Here is a 17096-nt window from a genome sequence, read left to right as displayed (position 1 = left end):
GGATCGGCAGGAGGTCGAAGCGTGGTCTAAAAAGCATGGGGTGCCGATCCGCGAAAAGCGCGGAAACCAAACGATTCAGCTCATGGCGATCCGCAACGGGGTGCCGCTCTACTATACGACGCTCAATGCATATGCCGGGATTTCCACCGCCGCAAGTCAGGTGCGCGATACCGCGCCCTATAACCTGAATGGTTCCGGCGTCACGATTGGCGTGTGGGACGGGGGATCGGCCCGGACGACGCATCAGGAGTTTGGCAGTCGGGTGACGGCAAAGGGAACCGATAGTACGGATGGTTCTTCGGGCATCGATGACCACGCCACGCATGTGACGGGAACCATTGCGGCCTCGGGCGTCGATTCCGCCGCCCTTGGCATGGCCCCGTCCATCACCGTGCATTCCTATGGGTGGGACTATGACCTTTCCGAGATGAGCCTTGCGGCGGCCTCGGCCGCGAACCAATCGGGGAAGATCTATCTTTCGAACCATTCCTATGGGCTGTTGGAGGCAACCGCGTATTTTGGCCAATACATGGAGGACGTCGACAACCTCGACAATCTGATCCATGGGAAACGCTATTATCTTCCGTTCATTGCCGCGGGCAACGACCAAACCGAATCAGGCTCGGGCTACGATACGATTTCCTATTTTGGCGTAGCGAAAAACGTCATGACCGTTGGCGCCGTGAAGGATGCCGTTTCGGGTTCAACGAGATCGCTCGCCGGCGCAACCATGACTTATTTCAGCAGCTGGGGCCCCGTGGATGACGGGCGCATCAAGCCGGATATTGTGGCGAACGGATGGGAACTGTATTCCACCTATTCGAGCGATGATTTCACCTATGTGCAATCGGGCTGGAGCGGCACCAGCATGGCGTGCCCCAATGCCAGTGGATCGGCCGCGTTGCTGGTGGAATACTATAAGGAGCTGTTTTCGAACGGGGCCATGTGGGCGAGTACGCTCAAGGGCTTGATCATCCATACCGCCGACGACCTGGGCAATGCCGGGCCCGACTACAAGTTCGGCTGGGGACTGATGAATACCCAGGCGGCGGCGGATCTGCTGGCGGATTATGCCGATCAGAATCTCAGCCGTTTGACCGAGGCCGAATTGACGACGGCGGATGCTGCGCACGCCTACACGGTGTTGGTGGGCGGAGACGAGCCGCTGCGCGTGACGCTCTGCTGGACCGATCCTGCCGCCAGCGAAAATTATGATGAACTGCCGGATCTGATCAATGATCTCAATTTAAGAGTGGTCGGCCCTGGCGGAACCACGGTCTATCCCTATGTGCTGGATAAATCCAATCCGCAAAATGCCGCGACCCGAGGGGTGAACGATGTGGACAACGTCGAACAGGTCTATATTGCCTCTCCCTCCACCGGGTTGTACACCATCATTGTTGATTGCGAGGGTACGCTGCTGGGCAGCGAGCAAGAATACTCGTTGTTGATGTCCGGGATTTCCAGTGATTCGGACGGCGACGACATGCCCGACTATTGGGAGAAGCAGTATTTCAGCAGCGCGACGGGGGCCGTGGCGACGGCGGATGCGGACCACGACGGGGCCGATAACCTAACCGAGTATGTTGCGGGGACGATTCCGGACGACGCGGCATCGGTGTTCGAAGTGACGACCTATTCCATGGATGCGGACGGCGCGGTGCCGTTTACGCTCAACTGGACCTCGGTCGAGGGGCGCATCTACAACGTGATGTGGTCGAACAACCTGAGGTACGAGCCGTTCGCGGAGAACGATATTTCCGGCGACCTGCCGTACCCGGCCAACAGCTTCACCGACACCAACGAGACGCGCGCCGGACAGTCGCAGTTCTACCGCCTCGGCGTGCGGCTGGCCGAGTAGCGCCCGCGCTGCGCAGGCAGGCTGCGCATTCTGCCCCAAGAAATTTTGTTTCCTCCTGGCATAAAACGGGCTATTTAAAATGGGCGTCGGCCGGACGAGGTTTCGGCGGCGCCTTGACTATGATTGCCTTCGGTACATTGGTTTCTATGGGTCTGGCGATTTCGATCGCCAGCGTACTCGATTTGCGGGCTCCCGTTCCGGTGGCGGAAATCCAGCAACCCGCGGCATCGATCGAAGAGCGCTCCGATGAGATGCTGTTTGAGATCGGCGCGCTGGTTGCAACCCCGTTCGATCAAGCCATCCTCTTCCCGTTCAATTGAAGGCGCCGCGGGGCGAAATCATGAAAGCCCCGGCACCTGCACCTGTTCGACCGGGCACTCCTCGATCGATTCCAGGAACAGCCTGCCATACCACTGGTTGCAGACGCGGCTGTCGAGAATCGTGACCGTGCCATGGTCGCTGCCGCTGCGGATCAGGCGGCCAACCCCTTGGCGGAACTTCAGCACCGCCTCGGGGAGCGAATATTCCTTGAATGGGTTCCCGCCGCGCGCCTCGATGGCCTCGAACCGCGCCTCGATCAGCGGGTGGTCCGGCACGGCGAAGGGGAGGCGGGTGATGATCACGTTGCTCAGCGCCTCGCCCTGCACGTCGACGCCCATCCAAAAGCGGTCGAGGCCGAACAGCACGGCCGCATCGTGGTTGCGGAACCTTTCGAGCATGAGCTTGGGGGGCATGCCCGTGCCCTGCACGAGAAATTCGTAGCCCTCGTCTTCGAAGTCGGCTTTCAGTTCGTCGGCCACCTTGCGCATGAAGCGCGTGTTGGTGAAAAGCACGAAGGCCCGCCCGCGGCTCTCGCCCACGAAATGGTTGATGGCCACCGTCGCCTTTTCTTCGAAATCGGCCGTAGAGGGCGGCGGCATGTTGACCGGAATCTGGATCTGCATCTGGCGCGAATAGTCGAACGGCGAGCCGACGCGCAGTTCCTGGCAGTCGTTGGCGCCGACGCGGTGGCGGAAATATTCCAGGTTGTTGCCGACCGCCAGCGTGGCGCTGGTCATGACCACGCAGGGGATCTCCTCGAACAGCACTTCGCGCAGGATCGGCCCAACGTCCACCGGTGCCGAAAAGAGCATCGGAACGCGGCGGCGGCCCTGGATTTCGGCCCAGTAGACCTGCCCTTCGAGCGATTGCTTGAGGAACGATTCAATCGTGTCGCGCAGCTCAAGCCCCTTGTTGCGGAGCGATTTGACCTCGGCTTGCGTGTCCTCGTTGTCGGTCGTGGCGGTGACCATTTTGAGGTGCGTGCAGAGGTTGGTGATCTTCAGCGGCAGGTCGGTTTCGATCGGCAGCGGCTCGAAGACGCGTTGCTGGCCCTTGTCGGCACCGAGCTTGAGGTGCCGCTTGACGGCTTCGAAGAAGGTTTCGGCCGATTCGCGGATCTGGTCGACCATGAAGGTGCCCTTGCCGTCGCGCAGCACGGAGAGCAGGCCGCGCCGCTTTTCGGAATGGAGGCGTCGCGCCCAGTATTCGATCTGGTAGAGCGAGAGCCGGATGCCGAGGTGCGAGGAGGCGACCTGTTCCATCTGGTGCGCTTCGTCGAAGACGACGTAGCCGTAGGGCGGCAGCATGGCCGCGCCCTCGGCGCGCAGCGCCAGCTCGGAAAAGAAGAGCGCGTGGTTGACCACCAGCACCTGGGCGTTCTGCATCTCTTGCCGGGCGTTGATGTAGTAGCACTGCTTGTAAAACGGGCAGCGCTTGCCCGGGCAGTTGCCGTGTTCGGCGCAGATGGCGCCCCACACCTCGTGGTCGGGCTGTTCGGCGAGTTCCTGGTGGGAGCCGTCGCCGAGTTTGCCGGCCTGGGCCAAGGCATAGATTTTGTCGAGCTGCCCTTCGCGCGTGGCGTCGAACAAGTCGCCGCTGGTGCGGCGCGCGCGCTGCAGGCGCAGCAGGCAGAGATAGTTCGAGCGGCCCTTGACCATCACCGCCTTGAACTCGCGCCCGAGGGCCGCGCGCACGAAGGGGATATCCTTGTGCATTAGCTGTTCCTGCAGCGTGATGGTGTAGGTGGCGATCACGCAGCGCGTCTCGTGCTCGAGCGCCGTCAGGATTTGCGGAACCAGATAGGCGAAGCTCTTGCCGACCCCGGTGCCCGCCTCGACGGCCAAGTGGTGGCCGAACCCGGCGGCGTCGGCCACCGCGCGTGCCATCTGCTGTTGCTGGGGCCGGAGCTCGAAATCGATCCCGTTGCCGGTGCAATGCCGTTCGAACAAACCGCCCGGCTCGAAAAAATCATCGGTCGTTTTCGCGGCCTGCGGCGTCGGGTTGGGATCCAGGGAAATCATGCGCCCACTTTACAGCACCGGGGCACGGGCGCAACTTCTTCTATTCGCCGATCACCTTGAACATGGTCTGCGGTACACAGGCCAGATCGAGTTCGACGCGGAGTTCGGTGACCATGCCGGTTGCCGGAATATCCTGGATGAAGGTCCAGTCGTTCGATGCCAGGTTGCACGCGCCGTAAAGGCGGTAATCCACATTCGGCGCACAGATCCAGCTCACGGTTACGGCGTTGCTGCCGACCGTCTCCATGAGCGTCGCGGGCGGAATGGGCGTTGCGTATTCGCAGAGCGCGCCGGCGATGCCCTTGGTCACTTCGGCGGCATAGTCGAACTTCAAATAGTTCGGCGCATCGATCGCGTCGAAGTCGCTGTGATAGTTGGGATTGGGCGTAAATCCATCGCCCCAATAGTCGCTGAAGTCGTATTCGATGACATGGATCGAATCGATTCCGATGTTGGCGAAGGAAATGTGGTCGCTGGAGTCGTACCCGGTTTTGAATCGTGGAGTCAGTTCGGTGTATTTGCTCATTGCGGATGAGACTGCGGTCACGACCGGGTTCCATCCGCTGAGCGTGCCGATAACGACTTGCGGGACGTTGTTCGTGTCGTCGTAGGCAATCGTGTCGAGGTTGACGCAGGCCCGGATGGCCGACTTCAGGAAGGTGGTGGCGTTGGTTTCGGCGGGGTTCTCTGTAACGTGGTTGTTGCGGAAATAAATGGAACCTTGGTAATCCTTTTCCTCCGCATCGCATGCCACAAAGACGATGGTGTCTTTGAAGACATAATCCTTGATGGCTTCCGCAATCGTCAGCTGGGCGGCGACACCGCTGGCGCCGTCGTCCGCGCCGGGGCCCATCGTCACGTTGCGGTGTCCGCTGTCCACCGAGTCGTAGTGCGCAATCAGCAGGAAGACGTTGGTTCCGCCGGATCCCCACTTGGTGGCGACCACGTTGTTGCAATCGGCATAGTGATAGCTGTTCGAATCGTTGTCGTAGGTGAAGTTGACGTCGAACTCGAACGGGTCGAGCCAGGTATCGTAGCCCCAGGCGGTGAAGTTCGAGACCATGTAGTCGCACGCCAGGTCGTGCTGCGGAAGCGGGGTGCGCGGGCTGTCGCCATCCGTAAAGCCGCGGCTTTCGCCGATGTGGGTGTAGAGCCGGGCCAGATGGTTCGAGTACCCATGCTCCGTCACGCCCTCGACAATATTCGATAGCGTGATGGCATGGGACGCGGTGCCGGTCCATCCAATCAAGCCTGAGATCAACAGTGTTCGGACAAGGAGCATGGGAACCTAGTTACACCCGCCGAATGGTTTAGTAAAGAAACAATATGTTAATAACAAAAATTAAGCGCGTATGCGGTTGCCGACCCAGTGCGTTGCGAGATTTTGGATGGCGCCGGGAATGGTGGATTCCTGCGCAACGATTTCGGGTTCGCGACCTTGGGCGCGGAGTGCGGCGGCGGTCGGTTTGCCGATCACGACCGTGGTTTTGGCGGTCAGCGACTCGATACCCCATTGGACGATGAAGGATTCAACGCCGGAGGCGCTGGCGAAAAAGACGGCGTCGAAGTCCGGCAACTCGTCGTGTACGACCGGTTGGTTGTCGTAGATGATCGCATCGGCCACCTCGGCCCCGGTTTCGCGGAGGGCTTCGGCGAGGTCGGGGCCGGCTTTGTCGGACCGGACGCGCAGCACGCGGTCGCCGGGCTTCAGGAGTTCCTTCCCAAGCCGTTTGAGCGACTCGGCGCTGAAGTTCCCTTCCGGCTGGGCATCGACGCGGATGCCGTATTCGGCGAACTCGGCGGCGGTGCCGCGCCCGCAGACCATGATTTTGGGGAGGGTTCGGTAGTCGATCTGCTGCCGCTCCACGAGTTCCATGAACGCGCGAACGGAGGAGGGGGAGGTGACCACCAGCCAGTCGAACGACGGACAATCCAGTTCAACCGGGTGGCGGCTCTTGAGCTTGATCAGCGGAAACTGGACGGGGTGTCCGCCCAGGTCGTGCACGAGGTCGACCGCCTTTTGCTGGATGGCGGCGGAGCAGGTGAGCAGAATCTTCTTGCCCTGCAAGGCCCCGAGATCGGTTTTGTAGCCATAGGTGGTGATGTCGCCGACGAGAATCAGGCCGGGTTGGCGGATGCAGTGGTTTTGCGCGTGGTGCGGCAACTCGCCGATCGTCAGCTTGAAAACCCGTTCATCCTCGCCGCCGGCGTTGTAGACGATGGCGGCCGGCGTGTTGGGCGAATGGCCGTCTTCGAGCAGCTGTTCGGCAATGCGGTCGATGGCGCGGATCGACATGTAGTAGATGGTCGGCAGCGTGCTTTTCATTGCGGCGTCGCATCGGGCGAGGGCGCCGCCGCTCTTGCGCGGGGTGAGCGCCACGAAACCGCACGAAACATCGCGGCGCGTGAGCAGCATGCCCGTTCCGGTGGTGGCGGCCTGCAGAGCGCTGATGCCCGGGATGACGCGGAAGGGGATGCCAAGCTTTTCGAGGGCTTCGGTTTCCTCGGCGAGACGCCCGAAGATGCCCGGGTCGCCGCCCTTGAGCCGCACGACGCGTTTGCTTTGCCGGGCGCATTCGCAGAGCAGCCGGGTTGTTTCGTGCTGCTCTTTGCTGTGCGCCCCGCAGCGCTTGCCGACATCGATCGCCTGCGCGTGCGCCGGGAGCTCGTCCAACAGGGAGGCATCGATGAGCGAGTCGTAGAGGCAGAGGTCGCACTGCCGGAGCGCGCGCAGGGTGGCGATGGTGCACAGCTCCTTGTTGCTGACGCCCGCCCCGGCGAAGGTGACGGCGTGCATGAACAGGCTGCGCAAGGCCATCAGCCGTTCGTCGCCCTCGCGAAAGGTGATCGCGAGGTAGCCCTGGCCATCGGGCACCTCCAGTTGGTCGAGCGGAATCCATTCGGTGATGCGCTCTTCGATCCCGAGGCGGAACAGCGCCGCCGCGGCCATCACAACGAGATCGAAGTCGCCGCGGTCGACCTGCGCAATGCGCTCTTCGATGTTGCCGCGGATGTTTTTCTGGATGCCGTTCGGGAAGCGTTTGGCGCAGTAGGCTTCGCGCCGTTCGGAGCTGACGCCGATGACCGGGTTTTCCGGCAGGTCGGCAACGCGCTTCCCCTTGGCCAGGATCAGCGCGTCGCGCGGCTCCTCGCGCCAGGGGAGCCAGAACCAGTCGATGCCGTCGGGCATCGGCTCCGGCAAATCCTTGGCGCTGTGTACAGCCAGGTCGACGTCGCCGTTGAGCAAAGCGCCGTCGAGTTCGCGGGTGAAGAAGTCGGCCGGGCTTTCGCGTAGATCGGTCGTGCGGTCGGTGTCGCCGACGGAGGTGATCGGTACCATTTCGAAGGCCACGCCCTCGAGCAGGTTTTCGATGCGTTTGAGCGCCCCGCGCGTCTGGGTCAGAGCGAGTCTACTTGGTCGGGTGCCTGTCCTTAGAATAATGGGATTCATTGTGCCGACTTTACTGATTCAGGCTGCAAATGCAACGCACGGCAACGGGGGAATGCGCGGCAGGAAAATGCGGTTGACTTGGATGGGGGAAAGCATATTTTGCGGGAAAAAGACGGAGCGTTGATAACGCGTTTTTGCCGCTCTGTTGATTGATGTGTTTCAACTGGGGAAAGGAGCATCATGAAAATTGGAATCGGATGGGCAAGGAAGGGTGGTTGGGCGTGGGTTGTTTTTTTTGCGATGGCCGCCGGCGTGCAGGGCGGAACGGGTGAATCTTTCCCCATCGCGGGGCAGTCGGGTCCGGAAGGCGGCGGAGTCTGCCCGGCGTTCGACGGCACCAACGTGCTCGTTGGAATCGAAAGCGGTGAAACCAATAAGCTCCACTTCCAGTTCGTCGATCCCGACGAGGGACCGGTCGGCAACCGGATCGACCTCGGTATCTACGGGAATACGCCGCAGATTGGGTATGGTGCCGGCACCTATCTGCTCACGTGGAGCGGCTATGTCGGGACGGGCTGGCAGCTTTTCGGCCAGCGCTTGGGAACGGACGGCATCGCCATCGGTTCCCCCTTCCAAATCAGCGCTTCGCCGGGCAATGCCTACCCGAGCGACATCGCCCGCATTCCCTTTGGAAACAATTGGTTTCTCCAGGTTTGGCAGGATTACCGCCGGGGCGAAAATCCCGATCTTTACGGCCGCTTTGTCAAATCGGACGGTACGCTGGGAACCGCCGAGATTTCCATTGCCGTGGACACGCCCAACGAGGACGACGGCAACTATTCCATGGCCTACGGCGACGGCAAATTCCTGGTCGTCTTTTCGGCCGAGCGCCGGTCCGGCATGTATGACGGGGAAGACGTCTATGGCCAGTTGGTTGCGCTGGGGGTTGGCAGGGTCGGCAGCAACTTCGTGATCGACCAAAACGACCTGCCGAGTTCCAATCCGACCGCCGTCTGCTGGGATGGCGAAAAATTCACGGTCTTGTTCCATGACGCGCTGCCGGTCGGGGAGGGGGAGGAGCAGTGGGATCTCAGCGCCCGTTTTGTTTCCTCCGCAGGGGTTGTCGCGACCAATCGCATTGCGATTGCCGACTCGCCGATGGAATCCGAAATGTTTCCGACCCTTTCCTTCGATGGCCAGCGCTATTTGGTCTCGCTGACCTCCTTTGTCTCACCGAGCAATGGTGTGTCCAAGGCGCGCTTCTACGACAAGCAGCTCAACCCGCTGACCCCATGGTTCCTGCTGGCTCCGACTGCGGACGAGGCCGCCTTCTCGTCGACCATTCCTGCCGGGGAAGGACGCTTCTTCGCGGGAACGTCCTATATGGTTTGGGTTCCGTCCGACGACGGCGACGGCGACGATGCGGTCATCGTGCGTACCGATGGAAGGAAGGTTACCCCCGACGCGCCGCGGTGCGTGGGGGGCGGGATCGTCGGCTCCGATTATACCCTGCTCTACTCCGATCTTTTCCTGGGTACCTCCAACCATCTGGAACGCATCGATTCGCTGACGTCGACCAATGGCTGGATCGAGGAGACTTCGTTTTACTGCACGACGTCGTCCACCAATCTGACCGGCGCGGCCCCTTGGCCGCAACAGTTTATCCGGTTGCGGGTGGAGTAGGAATAAAGAGAACTGGAGCGGACCGTGGAACGCGTTCGGCCGGCTGGGTCGTTTCTTCTAGCGGGCCGAGGTGCGGCCGAGGTCGGCGGTTTTCCCCAAACCCAAGCTACTCGGCTGCGTGTCCGCCCTTGAAGCTTTTGGCGATTTTATCGTAGAGCTCCTTGTTCGCGGTCGTGATGGCGCGGCTGCGGGTGAGCACTTCGTTCATGTCGGTGAGCTCGCGGCGGTACCAATATTTGAGTCCGTCGAGATCGACCACGCTGACGTCGTCGGAAAGGTTGTCGAGTTCCGGGGCGATGTTGCGCGGCATGCCGAGGTCGATGACGGTGACGGGGCGTTCCTGGTTGAAGAAGGGGGCATGCGCCATGTGCAGGATGTGGCCGGGCGCATCGGTGGCGCTGACAATGATGTCGGCTTCGGTGATGCGGTTTTTCATGTCGTTGAAGGTGCAGAGTTCGACGCTGCCGTTCCAGTCGGCGGGAAGCTCGGGCTTGTTGACGTGGTAGCACCAGATGATTTTGGCCACTTTGGAGCGGCTGTCGTTCACCATGCCTTTGCCGATCATGCCTGCGCCGAGCACCATCAGGGTGGAGGCTTGCAGGTCTTTGCCTTGCGCTTCCAGGTAGCGCAGGGCGAGGTCTTCGATCTCGTAGCTGTGCAGCAGCGGGGCCACGTCGTTCTTGATGGCCTTGGAAACGAACAGGGCGGAGGAGATCCATTCCTGGATCATGTTGCCCGCCCAGCTGCGTTGCTTGGCGGTTTGGAGCGCGTCTTTGATCTGCGCCGTGATGTGGTTTTCGCCGGGCGTCTGCGAGAGGATGCCCGCCGTGACGAGACAGAGGTGCTCGAAGGCGTCGAAGCCGGTCTTGAGGTAGTATTTGTCCTCTTTCAGGTTCGGGAACCCCATGACGTGGCGCAGGATGCCGTTTTTCGAGGTCTCCTCCGAAACGACGGCGACGACCTCGACGCGGTTGCAGGTGTTGAGGATCATGAACTCGTGGATGCCCCACAGCTGGTTGATCATGAATCCGGCCCGCTCGAACTTGTGCCCGGTCAGGTGATAGGGCTCGCGCTCCTCGACGGTCAGGTGGTTGTGGTCGGTCCCGACCACCACCAGCTGGGCCGTTTCCATCATCCGCAGGTGGCGCGACATGCTGTTCTTGACCATCTTCGATTGGCGGCAGTCGTTGCCGCCGGACGAAACCGAGAGGATCAGGTTGTTGTGGCGCGCGGTGGCGGGCGTCGAGAAGTCGCTCTCCGCCCAGTTCCCGTCGACGCAGCAGCAAAGGATGCCTTTCTCGCGGCAGGCCCCCAGCACGTTGCGGTTGATGCCCCGGCTGTTGGTGGCGGCATACACGATGGTTGCGCCCGTAATGTCGTGCTCCTCGAACCGGCGGACGGTGTGGGTCACCTTTCCCTGTTCGATCAGCCCGCCCAGTTCGTCGCAGACTTCGGGGCTGACCACCGCGACCTTCGCCCCGGCCTCGAGCAGCATCCGGATCTTGCGCGTGGCGACCTTGCCGCCGCCGACGACCAGGCACGGGCGGCCGGTTAAAAACAGGTTGATGTGGAGTCCGTTGTGTGTGTGGTTCTTGTCTGTCATCTTGCTTTAGGTATCAGTTTTTACCGCGGCATACTATGCCAAAACACGAAATGATGGGGGGCTTGTCCAACAACGCGGCCGGATAGGCGTCAATCGTTATAATATTAATCGACATTGCGGTGCGCTGGCCTATAGTTGCCGCATCACTACCAAGGAACGAATCATGCGCAAATCATTATTCACGATACTTCCCGTTTTGTTGCTCACCGCCTGCGGGCGCGAACAGATCGAGACCTACCAGGTTCCCAAGGAAACGCCCGCCGCCGCCCCGGTGCCGCAGATGACGGCGCCCGAAGTGCGTGCGGCGGCCCCGGCCGGCAAGGGGTTCTCCGCCGACGTTCCGGCAACTTGGACGGAAAAGCCCGGCTCCGGCATGCGCCTCGTCAGCTATTCCATCGAAGGCACCTCCATCGACTTCTATCTCATCTCCCTCTCCATGGGCGATGTGACGAGCAACGTCAACCGCTGGCGTGGCCAGATCGGCCTCGCCCCCACCTCCGCCGAGCAGATCGCCGCCGACATCCGGGTTTTCCAGGCCGACGGCCGCGCCGTCAGCTATGCCGAACTCTACAATCCCGAAACCGGCCAGGGCATCGTCGCCGCAATCGTCGATCTTGCTCCCCAATATTGGTATTTCACCGCGAAGGGAACCGCCGATGAGCTCAAGGCCCATGCCACCGACATCCGCACGTTCCTCGAATCCCTCAAAATCCCGTAACCACGGATGAACGGACGAAAATCCGTGTACATCCGCATTGATCTGTGGCTAATTCTACCCAATGAATAAATTAATCGCTTTCTTTCAATCGCTGAAGCTGACGGTCGTTTTGCTGGCACTTTCGATGGTGCTGGTGTTTGCCGGGACGCTCGCGCAGGTCGACCAGGGCATCTGGACGGTGATGGATCAATATTTCCGTTGCTATGTTGCAATGATCGATTTGCCCGTCTTTTTCCCGCGCGACCTCGGCATCCCGAACATTGCCATTCCGTTTCCCGGCGGTTTCCTGATTGGACTGCTGCTGACGATCAACCTGCTGGCCGTCCATTCGGCCACCTTCAAGGTGCTGGCCACGGGCGGGCGCCGGGTTGCCGGCCTGGTGGTGCTGTTGCTCGGGGTGCTCGTGGTGGTCGGCGTCATGTTCGGCTGGGGTACGGCCTCCGTTGCCGCCACCGAAGACGATGCGTTTTGGCGGGTGTTCCTGCGGTTGGGGCGGGGTAGCGCCGCGGCCGTCGTGCTTTACGTGGCCTGCGTTCTGCTCTATTCCCGCCGCGCGGGCATGGTGCTGCTGCACGGCGGTATCCTCTTCCTGCTCATCGGCGAATTCTTCACGGCCCTCTTTGCGGTCGAGGCCACCATGACCATCAAAGAGGGCGAGACCGTCAACTATCTCGACCGCTCGCAACAGATGGAACTGGCCATTGCCGATACCTCGAATCCCGAATTCGATACCGTCACCTCCATCCCGCAGCGCCTGCTCAAGGATGGCGCGCTGATCCAGGCCGAGGCCTTGCCGTTCGACGTGAAGGTGCTCCGCTACATGGTCAATTCCACCCAGCCGCAACCGCTGCAAAATGTGCCCGAGGGCATCCGCTCCGGGTATCCGCAATACCAGGGGTATGGCTCCCGGCTCTACGTCGCGGAACGCGGCGAGGCCAGCGGCGCCGCCGCAGGGCGCAATGCCCCGGCCGTGGATGTCGAGTTGATCGACCGCGCGTCCGGCCGCTCGCTCGGACGCTACATCCTTTCGCTCTGGTTCTATCCAAACTTCGTCAATCGCTCTTGGGACATGCCGACCACTTTCAGTTTCGGCGGCAAGGACTACACGGCCTATTTCCGTTTCAAACGCGAATATGCCAAAGCGCCGAGCGGCCACGCCTACTCGATCAAACTGCTCGATTTCGTGCACGAAAAATACGAAGGCACCCAGACGCCGAAGGACTTTTCCAGCCGCATCCTGTTGGTCAACGAGGGCGACGGCGTCGAACGCGAGCTGCGCATCTGGATGAACAACCCCTTGCGCTATGCCCGACGTACCTTTTACCAGTCCGGCTACCTGCCCGACGACGGCGGCACCGTGCTGCAGGTCGTCCGCAACGATACCTGGATGGTGCCCTATCTGGCCTGCATGATCGTCTTCGTTGGCATGACCGCGCAGTTCGTCCAGTCGTTTAACCGCTACCTCCGGAGGGACGCCCGATGAAACGCATCGTCTCCAACGCCATCGTTGTCCTCTTCGCCCTCTGGTTCTTCCAGAACGGCGTGCGTCCCGAAAAAAAAGCCGATTTTCACTACGACGACTTTGCGCACCTGCCGGTGAAATACGAAGGCCGCAAGAAGCCGATCGACACGCTTGCGCGCAACATGCTCACCATTCTTTCCGGCAAGCAAAGCGTGCGGACGCAGGCCGGCAGGCGCTCCGCCGTCGAGTGGTTCCTCGACGCTGTTTCCGGGCGGCCCGAAGCGTTCGACTACCAAGTGGTCCGCATCGAGAATCTCGACGTGCTGACCAATCTCGGCCTCGAAGAGCGCAAGGGCTTCCGCTATTCCTACAACGAGCTGCTGCCTTCGCTCGGTAGGATCGACTCCGCCTACCGCGCCGCCTATGCCAAGGAAAACCGCGACCGCGACCTCTACGATCGCCAGATCATCAAGCTCGGCAACAAGCTCTACACGTTCCAGAACGTGCTCGGCTCGTTCGAGGATCCCTCCGCCGTTCCGCAGGAGCAATTGCTGGCCACGGCCCAGCGCTATATGCAACTGGAAAACTATTCCCTGCCGCTGGCCATCCCGCCCACTTCCGGCAACACGCGCTGGCGACCGCTCATGAGCGTGCTGCTCGCCTCGCACCCCGCCATGCAGGGCATCTCCGGCCACACGGTTTCCGTCGATCCGCTGGGCATCCACATGGGCGTCATGCTTGCCGCCTACCGCGACGGCAATGCCGCCGTCTTCAATCAGCAACTCGATCAATACAACCAAACCTTGCGGTCCGAAAATCCGGCGGCCCTTGAAAAGATTTCGTTCGAGGTTTTCTACAACCGGCTCGGCGCCTTCATGAAATCGGCCCAGCTCTATCTGCTGGTCTTCGTGCTCAGCGCCTTCGGTTGGCTTTTCCGCAAGGACGGCATGCTCGCCGCGGCGCTCACGCTGATGATCGTGGCATTCGTGCCGCACACCTTCGCCATCGTGGCGCGCAGCTTCCTGTCCGGCTACCCGCCCGTTACCAACCTCTATTCCTCCGCGATCTTCATCGGTTGGGGGGCGGTGCTCGCCGCAATCGTCCTTGAACTCGGCTTCCGTAAAAAAGCGGCGGGCATCGGCAACCTCGTCGGCGGTATCGCCGGCTTCTCGACCCTGCTCATTGCCCACTTCCTCGCGGGCGACGGCGACACCATGCAGCAGATGCGCGCCGTGCTCGACACCCGCTTCTGGCTTGCCACCCACGTCATCACCATCACCCTCGGTTATGTCGCCACCTTCGTCGCCGGAACCATCGGCTTTTTCTACATCGTTTCCGGCCTCTTCACCCGACGGCTGGACGAAGAGACCGAAGACGGCATGTACCGCATGATGTACGGAACCACCTGCTTTGCGCTCCTGCTCAGTTTTGTCGGTACCGTGCTCGGCGGCCTTTGGGCCGACGATTCCTGGGGCCGCTTCTGGGGCTGGGACCCCAAGGAAAACGGCGCGTTGCTGATCGTGATCTGGAACGCCATCATGCTACACGCGAAATACGGGATGATGGTCAAGCACTGCGGCTTCGCCGTCATGGCGGTCTTCGGAAACATCGTCACCGCCTGGTCGTGGTTCGGCGTCAATCAGCTCAGCGTCGGTCTTCACTCCTACGGCTTTACCGATTCCGCCACCTTTGCGCTGGCCGTTTTCGTTGTCGTCCAGTTCGCCATCTGCATCGCCGGTCTTACGCCGTTCCGCCGCTGGAAATCCGGCGCCACGCAGTAGGTTTGGGCCGCTTCCGTTGCTCGCGCAACGGAATGCCGTGGTTGGTGTGTTATTTGCCCAGTTTGGCCGTACTGCCTCCCCCGAATGGAATCCACTTTTTTCACACTTCATGAAGTGTGAAATTGCGCCGCTGGAAATCCGGTGCCACGCAGCAGGTTCGGCGCGTCCGGTGCTCGCGCAACGGAATGCCGCGGTTGGCATGGTGTTGGTCTTGTTGGACCAGGTCGCCTCCCCCGCATGGAATCCACTTTTTTCACACTTCATGAAGTGTGAAATTGCGCCGCTGGAGATCCGGTGCCACGCAGCAGGTCTGGGCCGCTTCCGTTGCTTGCGTAACGGAATTCCGCGGTTGACGTGGTGTTGGTCCTGTTGGACCAGGTCGCCTCTCCCGCATGCAATCCACTTTTTTCACACTTCATGAAGTGTGATGTTGCGCCTTTTTGCCGCCGGAGTTCGGGGGGCGCGCAATACGGGGTGGCCGCTTCCGTTGTTCGTGTGCCGGCAATTCATGCTTTGGGGTTGCTTTCACGGCCAAGCCCTCAGCCTCCTGCCACGAGGAATCCCATCTCATTTCACACTTCATGAAGTGTGATGTTGCGCCGTTGTGACGCATGGATTCGGGGTTGCACGGGGTGCGCCGTTGTGGCACAGTCGCTGTCATGAAACCGGGATTTTTCGAAAAGTTGGTCGATCGGCTGGATCATGTCGATAAGGGCAGTCTGCAAACCTATTTCCTTCGTCTTGCCCGTGAAAAGGGGCTGATGGAGACCATCTTCCAGGCGCTGGAGGAGGGGATTATCGTACTTGATCCCGCCGCACAGATTTCCTACGCGAACCGGGCGGCCGAGCAGTTTCTGGGTTTTCAGCTGAAAGATGCCCAAGGGACGAAGATTGCGCGCTACTTGAGGGGAATCCACTGGGATCTGGTGCTGGAACTCGACGAATACGAGTGGAGCCAGCTCGTTCGGCGCGAGATCGAGATCACCTATCCGCAGCACCGTTTCATGGAGTTCTATGTCGTGCCGCTCAAGGCGGTCGATGAGGACGAGGAGGGGGCGGTGGTGATCTTCCGCGACGTGACCCGCGAGCGCGAAGCCACGGCCGATTCGATCGAGTCCGAGCGGTTGCATGCCCTCAGTTTGCTGGCGGCGGGCGTCGCGCACGAAATCGGCAATCCGCTCAATTCCATCAATATCCATCTTCAGCTGCTTTCGCGGGAAATCGGGTATCTGGACGACGAGGTTGCCAAGGCCGAGCTGAAGGAGCTGGTCGATGTTTCGCGCAAGGAGGTGGGGCGGCTCGACACGATCATCCGCCAGTTCCTCAAGGCGTTGCGTCCGTCGTTGCCGGAGCGGATGCCGCATCGGCTGGATCGGTTGATCGAAGAGACGCTCGAGGTGATGAAGCATGAGATCCGGGATCGGCGGATGCTGGTCGAGACCGATTTTGCGGCCGACGTGCCGGCGGTTGCGGTCGACGAGACGCAGGTGAAGCAGGTTTTTTTCAACGTGATCAAGAACGCGTTGCAGGCGATGGTCGACGGTGGGATCCTGAAGATCGAAACCTATTTGTATGACCGCTATGTCGGGGTGGTGATTGAAGACAACGGCTCCGGGATCGATCCGGAAAAGCTGGGCGCGATCTACGAGCCTTACCACACCACCAAGGCGGATGGGTCCGGACTCGGCATGATGATCGTCCAGCGCATCATGCGCGACCATGGCGGGCAGATCGAAATCAACTCCGAGCCCGGCCGCGGAACGCGGCTCACGCTCCGTTTTCCGCGCGAAGACGCCCGGATGAACTTGCTCGTGGCTCCCAAGGGGAATGAATAATAGGCAGGGAACGGATTACGATCATGAATAAACCAACGGTATTGATTGTCGATGACGAAAAGAGCGCGCGCGATGGATTGGTGCGGGCGTTGCGGCGGGATTATCTGGTCTTTGCGGCGGAGAACGGCGCATCGGCGCTGGAGGTGCTGGCCGCGCAGAAGATCGATGTGCTGCTGAGCGATGTGCGGATGCCGGGGATGGATGGGATTACGCTCATGCAACGGGCGCTGGCGAACAACCCGGAGCTGACCGTGATCATCCTGACGGCCTATGGCGATGTGGAACTGGCGGTCAAGGCGATGAAGCTAGGCGCGACCGATTTCATGACCAAGCCGATCAATCTCGATAAGCTGGAGCTGGTGCTTGACCGAGTGCTGAAGGTGAAAAAGATCGAGCTCGAAAACGTGCGGCTCAAGGTGC

General features: G+C 60.9%; 12 protein-coding genes. 8 read left to right on the top strand and 4 right to left on the bottom strand.

What is annotated here, in order from left to right; genetic code table 11:
• Positions 1-1861 (top strand): S8 family serine peptidase (locus ABYO54_RS04150; protein ID WP_372806983.1); only part of this gene is annotated, 1861 nt, incomplete at its 5' end.
• A gap of 146 nt (positions 1862-2007) precedes the next feature.
• Positions 2008-2181 carry a hypothetical protein gene (locus tag ABYO54_RS04145; RefSeq protein ID WP_372806982.1) on the top strand — a complete coding sequence of 58 codons (174 nt, stop codon included), beginning with the start codon at positions 2008-2010 and terminating at the stop codon, positions 2179-2181.
• 18 nt (positions 2182-2199) lie between these two features.
• Here ABYO54_RS04145 and ABYO54_RS04140 read toward each other — a convergent pair whose 3' ends face one another.
• From ABYO54_RS04140 to cobA, 3 genes are all read right to left on the bottom strand, one after another.
• A complete protein-coding gene (locus ABYO54_RS04140) occupies positions 2200-4203 on the bottom strand; it encodes an ATP-dependent DNA helicase (RefSeq protein ID WP_372806981.1) in 2004 nt (667 codons plus the stop codon).
• Between the two features lie 40 nt (positions 4204-4243).
• Positions 4244-5452 (bottom strand): M28 family metallopeptidase, encoded by a 1209-nt coding sequence (locus ABYO54_RS04135; RefSeq protein ID WP_372806980.1) that lies wholly within the window; start codon positions 5450-5452, stop codon positions 4244-4246.
• Between the two features lie 93 nt (positions 5453-5545).
• On the bottom strand, positions 5546-7654 hold the full coding sequence (gene cobA / locus ABYO54_RS04130; protein ID WP_372806979.1) for a uroporphyrinogen-III C-methyltransferase: 2109 nt from the start codon (positions 7652-7654) through the stop codon (positions 5546-5548).
• A 180-nt stretch (positions 7655-7834) separates the two neighbouring features.
• Here cobA and ABYO54_RS04125 point away from each other — a divergent pair, with 180 nt between their 5' ends.
• On the top strand, positions 7835-9277 hold the full coding sequence (locus ABYO54_RS04125) for a hypothetical protein (protein ID WP_372806978.1): 1443 nt from the start codon (positions 7835-7837) through the stop codon (positions 9275-9277).
• A gap of 106 nt (positions 9278-9383) precedes the next feature.
• Here the strand turns inward: ABYO54_RS04125 and ABYO54_RS04120 are convergent, their stop codons facing one another.
• Positions 9384-10880: an NAD(P)-dependent oxidoreductase gene (locus tag ABYO54_RS04120; protein ID WP_372806977.1), complete on the bottom strand. Its 1497-nt coding sequence runs from the start codon at positions 10878-10880 to the stop codon at positions 9384-9386.
• Between the two features lie 163 nt (positions 10881-11043).
• On the opposite strand from ABYO54_RS04120, the gene ABYO54_RS04115 reads away from it, so the two are divergent.
• The 5 genes from ABYO54_RS04115 to ABYO54_RS04095 form a co-directional block, all read left to right on the top strand.
• Positions 11044-11598: a hypothetical protein gene (locus ABYO54_RS04115; protein ID WP_372806976.1), complete on the top strand. Its 555-nt coding sequence runs from the start codon at positions 11044-11046 to the stop codon at positions 11596-11598.
• A 61-nt stretch (positions 11599-11659) separates the two neighbouring features.
• Entirely contained in the window at positions 11660-13081 is a 1422-nt protein-coding gene (locus ABYO54_RS04110) for a cytochrome c biogenesis protein ResB (RefSeq protein ID WP_372806975.1), read from the top strand.
• Complete coding sequence (locus ABYO54_RS04105) at positions 13078-14841, top strand: cytochrome c biogenesis protein (protein ID WP_372806974.1); 1764 nt, start codon at positions 13078-13080, stop codon at positions 14839-14841. Before ABYO54_RS04110 ends, ABYO54_RS04105 begins: the two co-directional genes overlap by 4 nt.
• A gap of 659 nt (positions 14842-15500) precedes the next feature.
• Entirely contained in the window at positions 15501-16676 is a 1176-nt protein-coding gene (locus tag ABYO54_RS04100; RefSeq protein ID WP_372806973.1) for a nitrogen regulation protein NR(II), read from the top strand.
• A gap of 23 nt (positions 16677-16699) precedes the next feature.
• Positions 16700-17096, top strand: a 397-nt coding sequence (locus ABYO54_RS04095; RefSeq protein ID WP_372806972.1) for a response regulator, incomplete at its 3' end; no start/stop codon positions are given.

This window comes from Pontiella sp. (genome assembly GCF_041622395.1).
Classification (GTDB): Bacteria; Verrucomicrobiota; Kiritimatiellia; order Kiritimatiellales; family Pontiellaceae; genus Pontiella.
Note: the sequence above shows the minus strand (reverse complement) of the source record. Positions and strands in the feature narration are given on the sequence as shown.